Annotated in this window: 16 protein-coding genes and 1 pseudogene; 8 read left to right on the plus strand and 9 right to left on the minus strand. The window is 70.6% G+C overall.

Annotated elements, in window-relative coordinates; translation table 11 throughout:
• Nucleotides 1-19 precede the first annotated feature (19 nt).
• A complete protein-coding gene (locus CEB94_RS41750; RefSeq protein WP_281292520.1) occupies nucleotides 20-148 on the plus strand; it encodes a hypothetical protein in 129 nt (42 codons plus the stop codon).
• Between the two features lie 64 nt (nucleotides 149-212).
• On the plus strand, nucleotides 213-1088 hold the full coding sequence (locus CEB94_RS25975; RefSeq protein WP_175434487.1) for a class I SAM-dependent methyltransferase: 876 nt from the start codon (nucleotides 213-215) through the stop codon (nucleotides 1086-1088).
• 18 nt (nucleotides 1089-1106) lie between these two features.
• Here CEB94_RS25975 and CEB94_RS41075 read toward each other — a convergent pair.
• A pseudogene (locus tag CEB94_RS41075) lies at nucleotides 1107-1486 on the minus strand (DNA glycosylase AlkZ-like family protein); the annotation flags it as partial.
• 805 nt (nucleotides 1487-2291) lie between these two features.
• Here CEB94_RS41075 and CEB94_RS25980 point away from each other — a divergent pair.
• The 4 genes from CEB94_RS25980 to CEB94_RS25995 all read left to right on the plus strand — a co-directional run bounded on the left by CEB94_RS25980 (nucleotide 2292) and on the right by CEB94_RS25995 (nucleotide 7313).
• Nucleotides 2292-3065, plus strand: coding sequence for an isoprenyl transferase (locus tag CEB94_RS25980; RefSeq protein WP_175434488.1), 774 nt, complete (start codon nucleotides 2292-2294; stop codon nucleotides 3063-3065).
• Between the two features lie 354 nt (nucleotides 3066-3419).
• Nucleotides 3420-4745, plus strand: coding sequence for an RNA 5'-3' helicase PhoH2 (gene phoH2, locus CEB94_RS25985; RefSeq protein WP_175434489.1), 1326 nt, complete (start codon nucleotides 3420-3422; stop codon nucleotides 4743-4745).
• A 419-nt stretch (nucleotides 4746-5164) separates the two neighbouring features.
• On the plus strand, nucleotides 5165-5869 hold the full coding sequence (locus CEB94_RS25990; RefSeq protein ID WP_175434490.1) for an aggregation-promoting factor C-terminal-like domain-containing protein: 705 nt from the start codon (nucleotides 5165-5167) through the stop codon (nucleotides 5867-5869).
• A 136-nt stretch (nucleotides 5870-6005) separates the two neighbouring features.
• A complete protein-coding gene (locus tag CEB94_RS25995) occupies nucleotides 6006-7313 on the plus strand; it encodes an AI-2E family transporter (RefSeq protein WP_175434491.1) in 1308 nt (435 codons plus the stop codon).
• A 79-nt stretch (nucleotides 7314-7392) separates the two neighbouring features.
• Here the strand turns inward: CEB94_RS25995 and CEB94_RS26000 are convergent, their stop codons facing one another.
• Together CEB94_RS26000 and CEB94_RS26005 are read right to left on the minus strand one after the other, a co-directional pair.
• Entirely contained in the window at nucleotides 7393-7926 is a 534-nt protein-coding gene (locus tag CEB94_RS26000) for an alkyl hydroperoxide reductase (protein ID WP_175434492.1), read from the minus strand.
• Between the two features lie 6 nt (nucleotides 7927-7932).
• Nucleotides 7933-8487 carry a peroxiredoxin gene (locus CEB94_RS26005; protein WP_175434493.1) on the minus strand — a complete coding sequence of 185 codons (555 nt, stop codon included), beginning with the start codon at nucleotides 8485-8487 and terminating at the stop codon, nucleotides 7933-7935.
• Nucleotides 8488-8620: 133 nt separating this feature from the next.
• On the opposite strand from CEB94_RS26005, the gene CEB94_RS26010 reads away from it, so the two are divergent.
• A complete protein-coding gene (locus CEB94_RS26010) occupies nucleotides 8621-9571 on the plus strand; it encodes a LysR substrate-binding domain-containing protein (RefSeq protein ID WP_175434494.1) in 951 nt (316 codons plus the stop codon).
• A 28-nt stretch (nucleotides 9572-9599) separates the two neighbouring features.
• On the opposite strand, the gene CEB94_RS26015 is transcribed toward CEB94_RS26010, so the two are convergent.
• The 5 genes from CEB94_RS26015 to CEB94_RS26035 form a co-directional block, all read right to left on the minus strand.
• Nucleotides 9600-11939, minus strand: a complete 2340-nt coding sequence (locus tag CEB94_RS26015; protein WP_175434495.1) for an ABC transporter permease — start codon at nucleotides 11937-11939, stop codon at nucleotides 9600-9602.
• Nucleotides 11936-12625 (minus strand): ABC transporter ATP-binding protein, encoded by a 690-nt coding sequence (locus tag CEB94_RS26020; RefSeq protein WP_175434496.1) that lies wholly within the window; start codon nucleotides 12623-12625, stop codon nucleotides 11936-11938. Before CEB94_RS26020 ends, CEB94_RS26015 begins: the two co-directional genes overlap by 4 nt.
• Entirely contained in the window at nucleotides 12622-13146 is a 525-nt protein-coding gene (locus CEB94_RS26025; RefSeq protein ID WP_175434497.1) for a PadR family transcriptional regulator, read from the minus strand. The genes CEB94_RS26020 and CEB94_RS26025 overlap by 4 nt, the downstream gene beginning before the upstream one ends.
• Nucleotides 13147-13320: 174 nt before the next feature.
• Entirely contained in the window at nucleotides 13321-13593 is a 273-nt protein-coding gene (locus CEB94_RS26030; RefSeq protein ID WP_175434498.1) for a type II toxin-antitoxin system antitoxin, read from the minus strand.
• Nucleotides 13590-14525, minus strand: a complete 936-nt coding sequence (locus CEB94_RS26035) for an SPFH domain-containing protein (protein ID WP_175434499.1) — start codon at nucleotides 14523-14525, stop codon at nucleotides 13590-13592. The genes CEB94_RS26030 and CEB94_RS26035 overlap by 4 nt, the downstream gene beginning before the upstream one ends.
• Before the next feature lie 261 nt (nucleotides 14526-14786).
• Between CEB94_RS26035 and CEB94_RS26040 the strand changes: the two genes are divergently transcribed.
• Entirely contained in the window at nucleotides 14787-17078 is a 2292-nt protein-coding gene (locus tag CEB94_RS26040; RefSeq protein ID WP_175434500.1) for a transglycosylase domain-containing protein, read from the plus strand.
• 64 nt (nucleotides 17079-17142) lie between these two features.
• On the opposite strand, the gene CEB94_RS26045 is transcribed toward CEB94_RS26040, so the two are convergent.
• Nucleotides 17143-19287 carry a SpoIIE family protein phosphatase gene (locus CEB94_RS26045; protein ID WP_175434501.1) on the minus strand — a complete coding sequence of 715 codons (2145 nt, stop codon included), beginning with the start codon at nucleotides 19285-19287 and terminating at the stop codon, nucleotides 17143-17145.
• Nucleotides 19288-19311: the final 24 nt, after the last annotated feature.

The following is a 19311-nucleotide window of genomic DNA, read 5'->3' on the forward strand; positions in this document are numbered from 1 at the left end:
CCGGGACGACACCGTCTTCGTGCAGGCCGTGACCTTCGACGGGGAAGGGGACACCGGCTCCCTACGCCTCCTCGAGAAGCACGGTTTCCAGTGGACCGGCACCGTACGGCACGGCGAGGACGAGTACCTCGTGTTCGTCCTCCCGTGAGGAGCACCCTCCTCGTCGAGGAAAATACCGAGCGTTCCCGCCCACCCCCTGCCACCCTCCCCCCATGGCAGAGCACCCGGAACCCCGCCCCTCACACCCCACCGCCTTCGAAGACCTCCTGGCTGAAGGCGCTTCCGTCCCGACGGACGGCTGGAACTTCTCCTGGTTCGAAGGGCGGGCGACGGAAGCACGCCCCTCCTGGGGCTACGCCGTGTCGATGGCCGAGCGGCTGGGCCGGGCGAGCGCCGTGCTCGATGTGCAGACCGGGGGCGGTGAGGTGCTGGACTTCGCCCTCTCCGGAGCCACAGCCAAGCCCACCACTGCCAAGGCCACGGACAAAGCCGCCGAGGCCGCCGAAGCCGCCGACGCCGCCCCGGCAAAGCCACCCCTCCTCACCGTCGCCACCGAAGGCTGGCCCCCCAACGTCGCCAAAGCCACCGCCCTGCTCCGTCCGCGCGGCGTCGCGGTCGTCGCCGCTGCCGAGGACGACCCGCTGCCCTTCGCCGACGGTGCCTTCGACCTGGTCGTCAGCCGCCATCCCGTCCGCCCGCACTGGGACGAGATCACCCGCGTCCTCCGGCCCGGCGGGACGTACTTCGCCCAGCACGTCGGCCCGGGCAGCGGCTTCGAACTCGTCGAGTACTTCCTCGGACCCCAGCCGGACGACGTACACAGCACCCGCCACCCCGACCGGGAGCGTGCCGACGCCGAGGCCGCCGGGCTCGAGGTCGTCGGTCTGCGGGCGGAGCGGCTGCGCATGGAGTTCCACGACATCGGCGCGGTCGTGCACTTCCTGCGCAAGGTGGTCTGGATGGTCCCCGGCTTCACCGTCGAGGCGTACGAGCCGCAGCTCCGGGAGCTGCACGAGCGCATCCGGGCCGAAGGCCCCTTCGTCGCCCACAGCACCCGCCACCTCCTCGACGCGCGTAAGCCGGGCTGACGCACCCCGAGCTCATGATCACGCGTGCGGACCCACCGTCACCTCTCCCACCACCGGTTCCGCCATTGCCTCCAGCACCTCACCCATTCCGCTCCACCTGCTCGCCCAGCTCCCGCTCCTGTCGTGCCGTCAGCCGGATGAGCGGCTCGACCGTGACGGTCGTACGGCGGCCCCGGGGCCGCTGGTGCCACACCCCACCACGACACCGTCGACGAGCAGCACCGGGTGGTTGCCCGCCTGGCCGCCGCCGAGGGCGCGCTCGTACCTCTTCCCGGGGAACAGCCGTTCGCGGGCCGGCCGGCGACGACGTAGGCGTCGAAGTAGGGGAGCAGGCGCACACCCCGCGCCGGGCCGTCCGGGAAGTCGGTGTCGCCCGCCGCCACCCACGCCGGTGTCCCCCTCGAAGCGGACCTCGAGGACAGATCCCGGCCTGGATCCCCGGCTGAGCCGCCCGGGGACATGGGTCACTCCTTTCACTCACCGCACTTACGCATCTTCCGACGAGGGTTTTCACATCGTTATCGCCCGCAGCTCGCCTCCGCGCCGCCACTCACGTAAATTCGGACCGAGGCGATTCGCGTGAGCAAAGCTGCGCGGCGGTACCGCGCGGTGGAGGGGGCTGCGCGGTGCCAGGGCTTCCCCGCCGAGCCGGGCAGTGGCTATGTCGGGGCGGCAAAGCGGCGAATCGGAGACGGCCTGGTGGCGACCCCGGGTCAAGTGGGCGTTCGCGGCCGGTTCACCCGTCGGGGGGATGCCGGACAAGTCACCCGTCCAGCCCCCAAGATGCGGCAAATCCTCCGGATCTTGCCCTTGAGGGCCCGATTCCCCAGCGTATGCGCCATGTTCCGGGCCGGGAGCGAGCCCTGAACGAGGGCCTCCGTGAGCATCGCCGCGTCGCCGGGCGACTCCGGAGAGTAGTTGTGGCACGCCGATGCACGCAGCATCACTTACAAAGGGTTATGGTGGAAACCCCCCCTCGGGCCGGTCCGTCTCCCCCCCACGGACCGGCCCGTTTTTTGTTGGTCCGCCGGGTGGTTCGAACCACCGGCCGGAACCGCTCGTTCCGCCCCGGTTGGCGGCCCGCGGGCGCAGCGGGGGTAGGCTTCGCCCCCGGGGACTGCCATACGGACAGGGACCGCCCGCGGCCACGACCGGGCCGCATGCCGCGGCCTGTCCGATCCGTACGGAGGGGCTGACGATCACGTGAACCTGCGCGACAAGCTGCGCGGCCTGCTGGTCAGGCTGTACGCACGCCGGGTGGAAGGTCACCTGGACCACGCTCAGGTGCCCAAGCACATCGGCGTCATCATGGACGGCAACCGGCGCTGGGCGAAGGCCGCCGGTTCCAGCACCGTCGACGGTCACCGGGCCGGCGCCGGAAAGATCGAGGAGTTCCTCGGCTGGTGCACCGAGACCGACGTCGAGGTCGTCACGCTCTGGCTGCTGTCCACGGACAACTTCGACCGGCCGCAGAACGAGCTCGGCCCCCTGCTCGGCATCATCGAGGACGTCGCCCGCACCCTGGCCGCCGACGGCCGCTGGCGCGTGCGCCACGTCGGCACGCCGGATCTGCTGCCCTCCGGGATGCAGACGGTCCTCAAGGAGGCCGAGGAGACCACCGCGCACGTCGACGGGATAGTGGTCAACGTCGCCATCGGCTACGGCGGCCGCCAGGAGATCGCCGACGCCGTGCGCTCGATGCTGCTCGACGCCCAGGAGAAGGGCACCTCGATGGAGGAGCTCGCCGAGGCGGTCGACATCGACATGATCGGGCGTCACCTCTACACGAGCGACCAGCCCGACCCCGACCTGGTGATCCGCACCAGTGGCGAGCAGCGCCTGTCCGGATTCATGCTCTGGCAGACCGCGCACTCCGAGTATTACTTCTGTGACGTGTTCTGGCCGGCGTTCCGCAAGGTCGACTTCCTGCGCGCCATGCGTGACTACGCCGCCCGCCACCGGCGCTACGGCGGCTGAAGCACCCGTCCGCGGACGGCGGGACGCGGGACGTCCCACGTCGCGACCCCTCCCGGTACCCCTTCGAAGACACGCGTCACACGGAGTTCACCGGCTCGCCGTCATATGCCTTGGCATGGCGACGCTCGTTCGAGGGCATAACCCAGACAGGTCGACGCCCGAACCACGGGTGTCGGATCTCAGCGGACGGCACGGGGCCGTCCGCCCGGGAGGCCCTTTGCACCAGCCCGATCGTGCGGTCACAGCACGGACGAAGAGGCGGAGGGCCGGTTTTCGGCCCGCGCAGGGCGGCCGACGACCGGTCCAGCTCCATTCCGTCGCTCCCCGACCTCATCCGAGGGGGTACGTCCTTCCGTGGTGACCAGCACAAAGCGCCACAAGCCCGACCGGCGCACCTATGTTCTCGACACCAGCGTCCTGCTGGCCGACCCGAACGCCCTGAACCGCTTCGACGAGCACGAGGTCGTGCTCCCCATCGTCGTGGTCACGGAGCTGGAGGCAAAGAGGCACCATCCCGAACTCGGCTACTTCGCCCGGCAGGCCCTGCGCCTGCTCGACGAGTTCCGCGTCCGGCACGGCCGCCTCGACGCCCCCATCCCGATCGGGGATCTGGGCGGGACCGTCCGTGTCGAGCTCAACCACTCGGACCCCAGCGTGCTGCCCAGCGGCTACCGCCTGGGGGACAACGACTCCCGCATCCTCGCGGTCGCCCGCAATCTGCAGGCCGAGGGGTTCGACGTCACCGTCGTATCGAAGGACCTCCCGCTCAGGATCAAGGCCTCCTCCGTCGGGCTCCTCGCCGAGGAGTACCGCGCGGAGCTCGCCATCACGGACTCCTCCGGCTGGACCGGAATGTCCGAACTGACCCTGCCAGGCGAGCAGGTGGACATCCTCTTCGAGGAGGGACACGTCCACGTCCCCGAGGCCGCCGGCCTGCCGGTGCACACGGGCCTGATGATCCAGTCGGAGCGCGGCAAGGCGCTCGGGCGGGTCACGCCCGAGGGCGCCATCCGTGTCGTACGCGGGGATCGTGAGGCGTTCGGCATCAAGGGCCGCAGCGCCGAGCAGCGGATCGCGCTCGACCTGCTGCTCGATCCGGATGTCGGGATCGTGTCGATGGGCGGCCGGGCCGGCACCGGCAAGTCGGCGCTGGCACTGTGCGCGGGACTGGAGGCGGTGCTGGAGCGCCGCCAGCACCAGAAGGTGATGGTCTTCCGTCCGCTGTACGCGGTGGGCGGGCAGGAGCTGGGCTATCTGCCGGGCTCCGAGGCCGAGAAGATGAGCCCCTGGGCGCAGGCCGTGTTCGACACGCTGTCGGCGGTCACGTCCCGGGAGGTCATCGAGGAGGTCACCGCACGCGGGATGCTGGAGGTCCTGCCGCTCACCCACATCCGCGGCCGCTCGCTGCACGACGCGTTCGTGATCGTGGACGAGGCCCAGTCGCTGGAACGGAACGTACTTCTCACCGTTCTGTCCCGGATCGGGGCCAATTCACGGGTGGTTCTCACTCATGACGTGGCCCAGCGGGACAACCTCAGGGTCGGCCGGTACGACGGTGTGGTCGCCGTCGTCGAGAAGCTGAAGGGGCATCCGCTCTTCGCGCACGTGACCCTTACGCGGTCCGAGAGGTCCCAGATCGCCGCCCTTGTGACCGAAATGCTCGAAGATGGTCAGATCTGACCGTCCCGAGTAACTAGTGGCGGTTACGCGATAGTTGGTGCCGTCCGGAGAAGGCGAAGAGCCTAGCCGGGCGGCGCCTTCGCATGTGGACCTTTCTGTGAATCTCCCGCGCCAAACGGGATGTGAGCTTTCACACGCGACTCGGAATTGCCTTGCCCCGTCGTGTTACGGCAGAGTCTCACTCCTGTCAGGCCCCGCATACGACACACCTGTACCCCCAGCGGTACGGCACCACAAAGCAACAGCATCAACTGCATAGCGATGTCGTATGCCGCCCGAGCAACACACGGCGCTCCCCTCGGGGGAGTTGCCCACCGGGCCCGCGCCTCCCGTGACCCCGCAGTTGGGGAGGCCTGTGCCAGGGGCACGATTGCGTCCGCGAGGGTCACCGAAGCGGGCGATGCTGGAAGGAAAACCGTGTGAGCCGGATCTCGGTCCGGGGATTCGCAGTGGCCTCGGCCACAGCGGTCACCGCTGTCGGAAGCGTCGTCGGCGTTGCCTCGGGCAGCACCGCGCAGAACAACGACGCCGAAGCGACGGCAAGCGGCGCGACGCTGCTCGCGGACATCCCCGCGGGCCAGCAGGCCCAGGTGCAGACCGCGTCGCTGACGCAGCAGGCCGACGCACAGGCCATCCAGGCGGACGTAAGCGCGAAGAAGGACGCCGAGGAGGCCGCCCGCAAGGCCGCCGCCGAGACGGCCGTCGCCAAGAAGGAGGCCGCCGAGAAGGCGGCCAAGGCGGCGAAGGAGGCCAAGGAGCGCGCCGCGGAGGTCAAGGAAGCCGCCGCCAGCCGCTCCAAGGACATCTCCGACTTCCCCGTCGCGAGTTCCTACAGCATCGCCCAGATCCAGGCCATGGCACGGCAGGTTGTGCCGTCGGGTCAGTTCCAGTGCTTCAGCAACATCGTGGACCACGAGTCCGACTGGAACTACAAGGCGGTCAACCCCTCCTCCGGGGCCTACGGCATGTTCCAGGCGCTGCCCGGTTCCAAGATGTCGTCCGTCGGCGCCGACTGGCGGACCAACCCGGCCACCCAGATCAAGTGGGGCCTGAACTACATGAACGACCGCTACGGCAGCCCCTGTGACGCCTGGTCGTTCTGGCAGGCCAACCACTGGTACTGAGCCGACCGGCCCACGGCCGATCCCGTCCTTCGCGCGAGCCCCGCACCGTCGTCCGGTGCGGGGCTCGCGCCATGTACGGTCGGACGGACGGCTCCCCGGGGGAGTGGTGCGCCAAGACGGGGGAAAAGGACGGATCATGTCGCGAGTGCCAGGGTGGCTCGGCCGGCTCGGTGCCGGGCTGACCGATATGAGCGAGCGGTACAACGCACGCCGTGCCGAGGCCGAACGGGAGCGGGACGACTCCGAGTCCCGGACGCTCGCCGACGAACACGTGCCGCCGCCCCCGGACTACGCGCCCGACGTCGCCGCCCGTCCCGATCCCGCGCTGGCCGTGCCGTGGGGGGTGCGGGTCGCAGCCGAGGCCGGCTGGCGGCTCCTCGTCCTCGCGGGCACCGTATGGGTGCTGATGCGGGTCATCAGCGCCGTCCAGCTCGTGGTGCTCTCGTTCGTCATCGCGCTGCTCATCACGGCGATGCTGCAGCCGACGGTGGCGCGGCTGCGGCGCCACGGCGTGCCGCGCGGGCCGGCGACCGCGCTGACGGCGATCCTCGGCTTCGTCGTCATGGGCCTCATCGGCTGGTTCGTGACCTGGCAGGTCATGGAGAACATCGACGACCTCTCGGGCCAGATCCAGGACGGCATCGACGAGTTGCGGAACTGGCTGCTGAACAGCCCCTTCCACGTCACGGACAAGCAGATCAACGAGATCGCCAAGAACCTGCGTGAGGCGGTCGGGGCGAACACCGACCAGATCACCTCGGCGGGTCTGGAGGGCGTGACGGTCGTCGTCGAGGCGCTGACCGGGATCCTGCTGGCCGTCTTCTGCACGCTGTTCCTGCTCTACGACGGCAAGCGGATCTGGCAGTGGACGCTGAAGCTGGTGCCGGCGGCGGCTCGGCCGGGGGTGGCCGGGGCCGGTCCGGCGGCGTGGCGGACGCTGACGGCGTATGTGCGGGGCACGGTGATCGTCGCGCTGATCGACGCGATCTTCATCGGGCTCGGGATCTACTTCCTCGATGTTCCGATGGCCGTGCCGCTGGCGGTGTTCATCTTCCTGGGCGCGTTCATCCCGCTGGTGGGCGCGGTGGCCTCCGGGGCGCTGGCCGTGGTCGTCGCGCTGGTCACCCAGGGGGTGTTCACGGCCGTCATGACGCTGGTGGTGGTACTCGCGGTGCAGCAGATCGAGGGGCACATCCTGCAGCCGTTCATCCTGGGACGGGCCGTGCGGGTGCATCCGCTGGCGGTGGTGCTGTCGGTCGCGGCCGGCGGGATGGTGGCCGGGATCGGGGGCGCTGTCGTCGCCGTGCCGCTGGTGGCGGTGACCAACACGGTCGTGGGGTATCTGCGGTCGTATTCGCAGAAGGCGGCGCTCCGGCATTCGGTGCGGCCGCGCGGGGCCACGGCGGTGAGCGCGGAGCCGACCCCGCAGACGCCGTCCGAGTAGCCCGGCGCGAAAGGCCAACAGGGCCCCGCCCACCGGTCAGGTGGGCGGGGCCCTGCCATGCGGGGCGTGCGGCCGGGGGTTACTCGGCCAGAACCGCCTCGGCGTCCAGCGTGACGCCGACCGCCTGGATCACGGAGGCGATCTTGAACGCCTCCTGGACGACCTCGCGGTCGAGGCCGGCCTTGCGCAGCACCTGCTCGTGGGAGTCCAGGCACATGCCGCAGCCGTTGATGGCGGAGACCGCGAACGACCACAGCTCGAAGTCGACCTTGTCGACGCCCGGGTTGCCGATGACGTTCATCCGCAGGCCCGCGCGCAGGGTGCCGTACTCGTGGTCCGAAAGGAGGTGACGGGTGCGGTAGAAGACGTTGTTCATCGCCATCACCGCGGCAGCGGCCTTGGCCGCCGTGTAGGCCTCCGGCGACAGACTCGCCTTCGCCTCCGGCTCCAGCTCACGCAGCACGATCGGGGAGCGCGAGGCGATCGCCGTCGCCAGCACCGTGCCCCACAGCTGCTGGGCCGGCAGGTCGGAGTTGCCGATGACCGAGCCCAGGTTGAGCTTCAGGTCCTTGGCGTAGTCCGGTATGGCGGACTTCAGGGCATCCAGCGACATGTCAGATCACTCCCCGGAGAGCAGCGCGACGGGGTCGAGGGTCTCGTCGCCCTTCGACCAGTTGCAGGGGCACAGCTCGTCCGTCTGGAGCGCGTCCAGGACCCGGAGGACCTCCTTCGGGTTACGGCCGACCGAGCCCGCGGTCACCATCGAGAACTGGATCTCGTTGTTCTGGTCCACGATGAACACCGCGCGCTTGGCGAAGCCGTCCTCGCCCTCGATGCCGAGGTCGCGCATCAGCTCGTGCTTGGAGTCGGCCATCATCGGGAACGGCAGGTCGCGCAGGTCGTCGTGGTCCTTGCGCCAGGCGTGGTGGACGAACTCGGAGTCACCGGAGAAGCCGAGGACCTGCGCGTCGCGGTCCGCGAACTCCTCGTTCAGCTTGCCGAAGGCGGCGATCTCGGTCGGGCACACGAAGGTGAAGTCCTTGGGCCACGCGAAGATGACCTTCCACTGACCCTCGTAGCTCTTGTGGTTGATCTGCTGGAACTCCTTGCCCTTCTCCAGCGAGACACAGGCGGTCAGGTCGAACTCGGGGAACTTGTCACCGACGGTGAGCACACACACTCCTTGCAGCGAAGAAACACCCGGATTGCGGGTGTTTCCCATGGGTTGGACTGTGTTGATGTTGGCACAGGCTCGATTGATTACGGAAATAGCTACACTCGGTCGAGTTGATCGGAGGTAGTTATCAGTGACTGTCGGTAATAAGCGCAGGCAGCCCAGCCTGGCCCAGCTCCGTGCCTTCGCGGCCGTGGCCGAACACCTTCATTTCCGGGACGCTGCCGCGGCGATCGGCATGAGCCAGCCCGCCCTCTCGGGCGCCGTGTCGGCCCTGGAGGAAACACTCGGAGTGACGCTCCTCGAGCGTACGACGCGCAAGGTGCTGCTCTCACCCGAGGGCGAGCGGATCGCCGTACGGGCCAAGGCCGTTCTGGGGGAGGTGGGCGCGCTCCTGGAGGAGGCCGAGGCGGTCCGGGCGCCCTTCACCGGGGTGCTGCGGCTCGGCGTGATCCCGACGGTCGCGCCCTATCTGCTGCCGACCGTCCTGCGGCTCGTCCACGAACGCTATCCGCACCTCGACCTCCAGGTGCACGAGGAGCAGACCGCCAGCCTGCTCGACGGCCTCGCCGGCGGCCGGCTCGATCTGTTGCTGCTCGCAGTGCCCCTGGGAGTACCGGGCGTGGCCGAACTGCCGCTGTTCGACGAGGACTTCGTGCTCGTCACCCCGCTCGACCACCGGCTCGGCGGCCGCGAGGGCATTCCGCGTCAGGCGCTGCGCGAGCTGAATCTGCTGCTGCTGGACGAGGGGCACTGCCTGCGGGACCAGGCCCTCGACATCTGCCGGGAGGCCGGCCGCGACGACGTGCCGGTCACCACCACCGCGGCCGGGCTGTCCACGCTGGTGCAGCTCGTCGCGGGCGGACTCGGCGTCACACTGCTGCCGCGCACCGCCCTCAAGGTCGAGACCTCCCGCAGCAACCAGCTCCTCACCGGGTACTTCGCCGACCCGGCCCCCACCCGCCGGATCGCGCTGGCGATGCGGATGGGGGCCGCGCGCGGCGCGGAGTACGAGGAGCTCGCGGCCGCCCTGCGGCAGGCGCTGCGCCCGCTGCCCGTACGGGTGCTGGAGCAGGACACCTGACGACCCGGACGGACCGTACGGCCTGCCGCTACTCGGTGCGCAGCCCGTCCGGCCGCATCAGCCTCAGCAGCGGCGGCAGGCTCAGCAGCGTCACCACGAGGACGACGCCCGCGCCGATGCCGGTCATGGACAGCACGCTCGGCCAGTCCACCCGGACCGACGTGTTGGTCATCCGCAGCAGGACCGCGCCCAGGGCCGTGCCCACCGCCGCGGCGAGCAGCAGACCGAGACCGATCGGGATCGCCGTCTGCCACAGCACCGACAGGCTGAGGGTGCGGCGCCGGGTGCCGAAGGCGACCAGGGCCGACAGCAGCCTGCGGCGCTCGCGCAGCTGCTCCAGCTGCGAGACCAGCAGGCTCGCCCCGATCAGCGCCAGCACGCAGGCGGCGCCGACGGACAGGCCGGTGCGGATGGTGGCGTAGCGGTCGTTGCTCTCGATGCTCTGCCAGGTCATCGGCTGGACCGCCGGGTCGAGCCGCGCGGCCGTGTTGCGCACGTGGTCGTACGCGTCCGGTATCGAGCTGTCCAGGCTCAGGAAGAGCTGCGGGGAGGTGAACGCCGCGAGCTTCTCGGGCAGCGCGCCGGGGGTGACCAGGAGGCCGCCGCGCTGATACCCGGTGGGGTCCTCCCGGGACTGGGCCTGCCGGAGTTTCTGCGGCACGGTGAAGGAGGCCCGGCGGTCGCCGGAGCGGCCGGAGTCCTCCGGGTCGGCCCACAGGGTCGTGCCGGGCTTGGCCAGGTGGGCGCCCTCGCTGTCGTCCTCCGAGCCCTGGACGGCGAAGACCTCGCCGTCGCGGCAGGAGGGGAGTGTGGCCACCTCGCGCAGCGACGCGCAGTCGGCCACGGTGATCTGGATGTAGGAGTCCGCCTCGCCGCGCCGGTCGCCGAGATAGACGTCGGACAGTGCGGTGACCTTGCGTACGCCCTCTGTGTCGCGGTACTTCCCGATGACGGCCGAGGCGTCGGCGCCGTTCGGCAGGTCCACGCTCATCTGGGCCCGGGAGACGTCGTACTGCGACGCCCTGGTGTAGTTGTCCTCCACTCCGGCGAACAGCATCTGCAGTGCGATCGCCCCGGCCACCGCCACCGCGATGCCGTTGACCATCCGGGCCGCCGCACCACTGCTCAACTGGAGCCTGCGCACGGCGAGTTGCCAGGCGATCCCGCCCGAGCCGAGCCGGGCCACGACCGTCTCCACCACCCAGGGCAGCAGGGCCGTGACGCCGACCAGCAGGAGCATCACGCCGCCGACGACGAGGTACTGATTGAACTCCCCGCCGTCGTCGCCCTGCCCGACCATCGGGAAGAGCAGCGCGAGCCCGCCCAGCGGCAGCAGCAGCCGCCACCACAGCCGGCGCCGCGCGGGCTTGGCCGTGCGCACCACGCCGAGCGGCTCGATGACCACCCCGCGCAGGGCGAGGATCGTCACCAGGACCGCGGCCGCCGGCACCGCCAGGGCGACCAGGACGGCCAGCACGGGCGAGGGGTTCAGATAGCTCGGGAACACGCTGACGTGGAACACCTCGGCGGACGCCGCCAGTTGCCGTCCGAGCAGGAAGAACCCGGTGCCGAGGACGAGCCCCAGCACCGAACCGGCGAGTGCCTCGCCGGCGGCGATCCGCCGGGTCATCCGGCTGTCGGAGCCGACCAGCCGCAGTGCCGCCAGGCGGCGGTCGCGCCGCTCGCCGCCGAACCGCACGGCCGCGGCGATGAACACGGCGACCGGCATCAGCAGCACGACGAAGACGACCAGCACCAGCAGGAGCAGCACCGGGTCCCATGCGTCGGCCGACCCCAGGTCCGGATTGCCGAAGCTGTCGATCCGGGCCCCGCTGGCGAGGCCCTCGAGCCGTTCCGCGAGTCCCGTGCCGCCCGCGAAGTAGGCGAGTTCCCGGGGGCCGACGAGCCCCTCCTCGCCGATGGTGCCCGCAACGCGGTAGTCCAGCCGTTCCCGCAGCAGCTTGCCCTCGTCGGAGGCGAGCAGCTCCTTCAGTGCGGGGGAGACGACCATCTCGCCCGCCGCAGGGAACTGTTCGACCCCCGGAGGCAGCGGAGCCCGCGGGCCCTCCGCCTCCAGCATCCGGCCGCGCACGTCCTGGTCCCGGAACGTGGTGTCCGAGTCGAGGACGATCAGGGTGTCCTCGGCCTTCGGTATCTTCTGCTGGCTGAAGGTGTGGTCGCTGCGCGCCTCCTCCCGCCGGTCCCGCTCCGCCAGCGCGTTCGGGATGGCGGTGGTGAGCAGCAGCAGCGCGACACCGAGCCCGACACCGACGGCCGTCAGCAGCGCCCGGGTCCACCCCTCACGCCCGCCCGCGAAGGCGAACCGGGCCCCCATGGCCAGGTCCCGGGTCCACTGCCCGACGCTCATACGACGCGCTCCATGTCCCGCGACCTGCCGTCCCGAACGACGATCTCGCGGTCGGAGTAGGCGGCCACCCGCGCCTCGTGCGTGACGAGCACCACGGCCGTGTTGGCGGACCGGGCGGCGTCGGTGAGCAGTTCCATCACGCGCTCGCCGTTGAACGAGTCGAGCGCGCCGGTCGGCTCGTCGGCGAAGACCACCCGCGGGTTCGTCACCAGCGACCGGGCGACGGCGACCCGCTGCCCCTGGCCGCCGGAGACCTCACCGGGGCGCTTCTTGCGCAGGTCGTCGACCTCCAGCCGTTCCATCCAGGCCAGCGCGGTCCGCTCGGCCTCCTTGCGGGACGATCCGTTCAGCCGCAGTGGCAGCGCGACGTTCTCGACGCAGGTGAGTTCCGGTACGAGCTGCCCGAACTGGAACACGAACCCGAACTCGGAGCGCCGCAGCGCACTGCGCTCGGCATCGCTCATCGCGGTCACCTCGCGCCCGTTGTACGTGATCGAGCCCGAGTCGGGCATGACGATCCCGGCGAGGCAGTGCAGCAGCGTCGACTTGCCCGACCCGGACGGGCCCATCACGGCGACGACCTCGCCCGGGTGAATGGAGAACTCGGCACCGTCGAGCGCGGTCGTCGGCCCGTACGCCTTGCGCAGGTCCTGGGCGGTGAGGAGCGAACCAGCGGGAATCGTCACCGGGTCACCGCCTCGCGGAGCTTGTCCAGACGCGCCGCGGTCAGCTCCAGCCAGCGCAGGTCCGCCTCCAGGTGGAACAGCGCGTGGTCGCAGATGAGCTGGTCGGCCAGATCGCCCTTGCGCTTGCGGTCGGTGAGGATCCGCATGCTGCGCAGGTGCTCCGAGCGCTGGGTGTCGAGGATGTCACCGGCGTCGCGGCCGGTGAGCAGCGCGAGGACGACCTTGGTGTAGAGGGTCGACTGGAGGTACGGCTCCGGCTTCTCGGGCGTGGCGAGCCAGCGCGCGACGTCGGTGATGCCGGCCTCGGTGATCGCGTACCGCTTGCGCTCGGGCCCGCCGCCCGCCTCGATGCCGTCGACCTCGACGAGCCCGTGCTTCAGCAGACGGGACATCGTCGAGTAGACCTGGCCGTAGTGGAGCGGCCGGTCGTGACCGAACTTCTCGTCGAAGGCCCGCTTCAGGTCGTAACCGTGGCGCGGGCCGGACTCCAGGAGCCCCAGGAGAGTGTGACCGATGGACATGACCAGGACTGTACACGGCGTGTATACGCGGCATGTATACGCCGGGTGTGCAGGTCATGGCCGGGCGTGCTGGAGCGCAGGTCGGGGGGCGTTCGTCACGGTTCCGCAACAGCCCTGAAGCCGGTTCGGCCAGGCCGGGGACCCGGTTCGGCCAGGCCGGGGGCCCCGGTCCGGTCAGGCGGGCGGGGGCCCGGGCGCCGAGCCCCCGGGGGATCCTGGCGGACGCCCCCGCCGGGGCAGCGGCCCGGTCTCCCGCGGCAGCCGCCCCGCCTCCGCCAGCGCCCTGCGCAACAGGAACTCGATCTGCGCGTTCGCCGACCGCAACTCGTCCCCGGCCCACCGCGCGAGCGCCTCGTACACCGCCGGGTCCAGCCGCAGCAGCACTTGCTTGCGCTGCTGCTGCTGCGGCCGGCGCTGCGGGCCCGGACCTTCGGGAGGGACCGTCACTGGTAGAGGGACCCGGTGTTGAGGACCGGCTGCGCGGCCCGGTCACCGCACAGCACCACCATCAGGTTCGACACCATCGCCGCCTTCCGCTCGGAGTCCAGCTCCACGATGTCCCGCTCGGTGATACGGGCGATCGCGGCCTCCACCATGCCCACCGCGCCGTCCACGATTTGCCGCCGCGCCGCGACCACCGCTCCGGCCTGCTGGCGCTGGAGCATCGCCGAGGCGATCTCGGGGGCGTAGGCGAGGTGCGTGAAGCGGGACTCGATGATCTGCACGCCGGCGGCCTCCACGCGTGCGTGCAGTTCGACGGCGAGCTTCTCGGTGATCTCCTCGGCGTTGCCGCGCAGCGAGAGGCCGTCCTCCTCGTGGGCGTCGTAGGGGTACTCGATGGCGATGTGCCGCACGGCCGCCTCGGTCTGGGTGGAGACGAACTCGATGTAGTCGTCGACCTCGAAGGTGGCCTGGGCGGTGTCCTCGACGCGCCACACCACGACCGCGGCGAGTTCGATCGGGTTGCCGTAGGCGTCGTTGACCTTGAGGACGGCCGTCTCGTGGTTGCGGACGCGCGTCGAGATCTTCGTGCGCGAGGTGAAGGGGTTCACCCAGCGCAGGCCGTCCTGGCGGATGGTGCCCCGGTAGCGGCCGAAGAGCTGGACGACCCGGGCCTCGCCCGGTGCCACCATGTTCAGCCCGCACATGGCGAGGAACGCCGCGAGCGCGACCAGGATGCCGCCGATGATCAGGCCGGCCTTGGCGCCGTCCGCGTCCACCGAGGTGGCGAGTGCGATCAGCCCGGCTCCGGCCAGCAGCCCGAGCAGGCCGAGCAGCAGGGCGAGCCCGCCGCCGATGCTGTGCGCGGTGAACTCCCGCACCCGTGGCGCCGGCATCTCGGGCACGTCGGCGGTGACCTGCGTGTCGTGTGTGGACATGGGTGGTCCCCCGTTCTCCTGTCGAAGCCACTCCCGCATAGCTTCTCTCTATCTAAGTGATATCACTTTATCGCGTCATGGCAACCCTGCGCGTGTCTCGTACGTCGGTTCCGTTGGGATGGGTGCTGATTGTCACGTCCGCAAAGGGCCGGATCGGCAGCCCTATCTCTTATCTCCCGGTGTTAGCTTTCTGAGCTGACCTGAGCGGCGAACCTGTGTGACGCGTGAGCACACATGAACGAAGCGGAGCGGATCGGACCCATGGGACGAGCGGAAGAGAGACGCGCCCGACAGCGCGGTGGGCGCCGGGCGGCACCCAAGCGCCGCCGTTCGTCGGCCGCGGCCGGGAAGAGCGGCATACGCAGGCTCTTCACCTGGAAGAAGATTCTCGGCACCTTCCTCGGCCTGTGCCTGCTGGGCATGGGCGCCTTCATCGTGCTGTACATGATGATCGGCATCCCCGAGGGGAACGCCGACGCCAAACGCCAGAGCAACATCTACAAGTACAGCGACGGCTCGGTCATGGCCCGCGACGGCAAGGTCAACCGCGAGGTCGTCGACCTGTCCAGGGTCCCCAAGGACGTGCGGCTCACCTTCGTCGCCGCCGAGAACAAGACCTTCTACAAGGACGCCGGCGTCGACCTGAAGGGCACGGCCCGCGGTCTGCTCAACACCGTGACCGGCAAGGGTGCGCAGGGTGGTTCCACCATCACCCAGCAGTACGTCAAGAACTACTACCTGACCCAGGAACAGACCGTATCCCGCAAGCTGAAGGAACTGGTCATCTCGCTGAAGCTGGACCGCGAGAAGTCCAAGGACTACATCCTCGCCGGCTACATCAACACCAGCTACTACGGCCGCAACGCCTACGGCATCCAGGCCGCTGCCCAGGCCTACTACCGCACCGACGCCGAGAAGCTCACGGTTGCGCAGGGCGCCTACCTCGCCGCACTGCTCCAGGCTCCGAGCCAGTACGACTGGGCCGTCGCCTCGGAGGACGGTAAGAAGCTGGTGAAGGCGCGCTGGAACTACGTCCTGAACAACATGGTCGACGAGGGCTGGCTGAGCCGGTCCGAGCGAGCGGACATGAAGTTCCCCGTGCCGAAGGACCCCAAGCCCGCTCCGGGCATGGCGGGCCAGAAGGGCTACCTGGTCAACGCCGCCAACTCCGCACTGGAGAAGCAGCTCGTCGCCGAGGGCACCGCCGACAGCACCAAGGAAGCCGAGGCGATGGTCAACGCCGGCGGCTGGACCCTCACGCTCAACATCGACAAGAAGAAGCAGGCGGCGCTGGAGAAGTCCGTCCAGCAGCAGCTGAACAGCAAGCTCGACCCGGACAAGCGCAAGGTCGACGCGAACGTCCAGGCCGGTGCCGCGTCCGTGAACCCGAAGACCGGCGCGGTGGTCGCGATGTACGGCGGCGAGGACTACTTCAAGCACTACACGAACAACGCCACCCGCTCCGACTACCAGCCGGCCTCCACCTTCAAGCCGGTCATCCTCGCCGCGGCCCTGGAGGAGCAGGCGAAGACGCAGGACGGCAAGCCGATCACCGCGAACACGGTCTACGACGGCACGAGCAAGCGACAGGTCGTCGAGGACGGCACCAAGGTCGGCTTCGCCCCCGAGAACGAGGACGACCGGAACTACGGCCCGATCTCCGTCCAGACGGCGATGAACAAGTCCGTCAACTCCGTCTTCGCGCAGATGGGCGTCGACGTCGGCATGTCCGAGGTGGTGAAGGTCGCCGGCAAGCTCGGCATGGACACCGAGAACATGGAGGCCGTGCCCGCCCAGACACTCGGCAGCATGGGCGCGAGCCCCCTGCAGATGGCCGGGGTCTACGCGACCCTCGACAACCACGGCAAGAAGGTCACCCCGGCCGTCCTGAAGTCGGCGGAGCACCTGAACCAGACCGTCACCATGCCCGACCCGGTCGGCGACCAGGTCATCAGCCGCGAGGCCGCCGACTCCGTCACCTCGGTGCTGACCGGCGTGGTCGACGACGGCACCGCCCAGGCCTCCGTACGGAACAACCCCCGGCGCGACGGCCAGCAGGTCGCGGGCAAGACGGGTACGTCCGACAACAACAAGTCGGCCTGGTTCACCGGCTACACGCCGACCCTGGTGACCTCCGTCGGCCTGTTCGGCGAGGACGCCAAGACTCACGCCCAGGTCCCGATGTACAAGGCGGGCGGCGAGCCCCGGGTCAACGGCGGTGGCTTCCCGGCGCAGATCTGGGCGGCGTACACCTTCGGCGTGATGGACGACGTCAGCAAGTTCGACCTGGACACCCAGCAGGGCGCGGCCGTCCAGCCGACCTGGACGCCGACGCCGACCGAGGAGCCCACCACCAAGGAGCCGACGCAGGAGCCGACGACCGAGGAGCCGTCGTCGTCCCCGCCACCGACCACGGAGAAGCCGTCGTCGTCCCCGCCGCCCAGCCCCTCGACGACACCGCCCACCTTCACCCCGCCCACGGCCCCGCAGACGACACCGCCGGGCGACGGCGGTGACCCGTTCGACCCGATCAAGCCGGGCGACGACCAGTAGGAGACGCCGAAGGGCGCCCGGTGCACACCGGGCGCCCTTCGGCGTTGTCCGTACGCGGCGTCCGTCAGCCGCGGTTGAGCTCGAACCAGACCACCTTGCCCGTGCTGAGCCGGGTCGCGCCCCAGCGCCGGGCCAGCCGGTTCACCAGGTACAGCCCGCGTCCGCCCTCGTCGGTGGCGCGTGCCTGGCGCAGCCGCGGCAGTTGCGGCACGTCGTCGCCGACCTCGCAGCGCAGCACGTCCGTGCGCAGCAGCCGCAGCGTCACCGGCCGGGACGCGTACCGCACGGCGTTCGTCACGACTTCGCTGACCAGCAGCTCGACGGAGTCGCTCATCTCTTCCAGGCCCCAGCGCTGCAACGCGCGCCGGGCCAGCCGACGGGCCCGGCCGGGGGCCGCGTCCTCCGGCTCCAGGAACCAGTACGCCACATCGCTGGGCGCGATCCCGTCGAAGCGGGCGGCGAGCAGCGCGATGTCGTCGTCCCGGTCGCCCGGGCCGAGCATGTCGAGCACCTCGTCGCACAGCGCTTCCAGGGGCGGCGGATGATCCGGCCCGGTGAGCTGCGCGACCGCGGCGAGCTTCTCCCGCAGCTGCTCGATGCCGGTCCACACATCGCGCAGCCGGGACTCGACCAGGCCGTCGGTGTAGAGCAGCAGGGTCGCGCCGGCGGGCGCGTCCAGCTCCACCGCCTCGAAGTCCACGCCGCCGACCCCGATCGGGGCACCGGCGGGCACCCGCAGCACCTCGGCGCGGCCGCCCAGGTGGAGCAGGACGGGCGGCGGATGACCGGCGTTGGCGATGGTGATGCGGTGCGATACCGGGTCGTAGACCGCGTAGAGGCAGGTCGCCATGCGGTCCACGCCCAGGCGCTGGGCCTGCTCGTCGAGGTGGTGCAGTACCTCCTGCGGCGGCAGGTCGAGGCCGGCGAGGGTCTGGGCCGTGGTGCGCAGCTGGCCCATGATGGCGGCCGACGTCATGGAGTGCCCCATGACGTCACCGACGACCAGGGCCACCCGGCTGCCGGGCAGCGGGATCGCGTCGTACCAGTCGCCGCCCACCCGGGCCGTCTCCGCGGCCGGCAGGTAGCGGGAGGCCAGCCGCACACCCGTCGGGCGGGGCAGCGTCTCGGGCAGCATGGTGCGCTGGAGCTCGTCCGCGATGTAGGCCTCGCGGCCGTACAGCACGGCCTTGTCGATGCCGAGGGCGCTGTGCGTGGCGAGCTGGGCGGCCACGAGCAGGTCGTCCGGCTCGAAGGCCATGCGTTCGGGGCGGCGCAGGAACAGCGCGGCACCGATGACCCGGCGCCGGCCGCGCAGCGGGGCGAGGATCGCGCGCTGCCCGTCCGGCACGGCGAACTCGCCGCCGTCACCCAGCAGCTCCGGCAGTGCTGCGCGGGCCGCCGGGGCGTCGGTGAACACCGGGCGTACGCCTCGCAGGACTTCGGCGAGCGCGCTGCCGGGCCGCACCTCGCACAGCTCGGCGCCGACCGTGTCCAGCTCGTTCGGCTCGGGCTGCGTGGCCGGCAGGAAGCCGTTCTCGGTGTCGCGCTCCGCCGGTATCCGGTCGGTGCGGCGCAGCCGCAGCACCAGCGGGCCGGTGGGCCGCTCGTCGCCGACCGGCAGCGGGTCGCGCAGATAGACCAGGATCGCGTCGGAGAAGGTGGGCACGGTGGCCCGGCACAGCCCCATCACGATCTCGTCGAGATCGATGCCGCGGGCGATCCGCCGGGTGGCGGCCCCCACGAACCTCAGCCGGTCGCCGTCCCGCCGCATGGGCGTGGGCCGGCCGGGCGGCAGGCTCTGGCCGCTGCGGCGCTCCTGCCCGTCGGAGTTCACCGCCGGCCGGTCCTGTTCGTCGGCCGGCTGGACCGGAATGCCCTCGGGGGCGGGTCGCGGCCGAGGGGTCTCGCGCTCGGCGGTCTGCTCGGCACCCGGCTGGGAGTGCTCGGAGGCGGGGTCGCTCACGGTGTCCTTGCCCTTGCCGAACGGCGTGGAGGTGCCCGGCTCCGACGTGCCCGGCGTGCTGTGTGCCGTCGTGACCGGAACGGTGACGTCGCCGCCGGGGCGGCCCTGTACCGGTAAGGCGCCCGCACCGGGCGCACGCGCCGGTGTCGGGGTGTGCACGAACGCCCCGCGGGGATCCGCGGGGTCGACGCCCGTCTGGGGGCGTTCGAACGAGGTCGGCTGCTCCGTCACGCGTGTCGAATCCATCCGTCCGGGGCTGCGCGCCGCGCG

Origin of the sequence: Streptomyces hawaiiensis (genome assembly GCF_004803895.1) — a bacterium.
Lineage (GTDB): Bacteria > Actinomycetota > Actinomycetes > Streptomycetales > Streptomycetaceae > Streptomyces > Streptomyces hawaiiensis.

Excerpts from the sequence above, each read along its gene's own strand:
- CEB94_RS25975 (WP_175434487.1), top strand. The coding sequence starts at position 213 with ATGGCAGAGCACCCGGAACCCCGCCCCTCACACCCCACCGCCTTCGAA.
- CEB94_RS25995 (WP_175434491.1), top strand. The coding sequence starts at position 6,006 with ATGTCGCGAGTGCCAGGGTGGCTCGGCCGGCTCGGTGCCGGGCTGACC.
- CEB94_RS26000 (WP_175434492.1), bottom strand. The coding sequence starts at position 7,926 with ATGTCGCTGGATGCCCTGAAGTCCGCCATACCGGACTACGCCAAGGAC.
- CEB94_RS26015 (WP_175434495.1), bottom strand. The coding sequence starts at position 11,939 with ATGAGCGTCGGGCAGTGGACCCGGGACCTGGCCATGGGGGCCCGGTTC.
- CEB94_RS26025 (WP_175434497.1), bottom strand. The coding sequence starts at position 13,146 with ATGTCCATCGGTCACACTCTCCTGGGGCTCCTGGAGTCCGGCCCGCGC.
- CEB94_RS26035 (WP_175434499.1), bottom strand. The coding sequence starts at position 14,525 with ATGTCCACACACGACACGCAGGTCACCGCCGACGTGCCCGAGATGCCG.
- CEB94_RS26040 (WP_175434500.1), top strand. The coding sequence starts at position 14,787 with ATGGGACGAGCGGAAGAGAGACGCGCCCGACAGCGCGGTGGGCGCCGG.
- CEB94_RS26045 (WP_175434501.1), bottom strand. The coding sequence starts at position 19,287 with ATGGATTCGACACGCGTGACGGAGCAGCCGACCTCGTTCGAACGCCCC.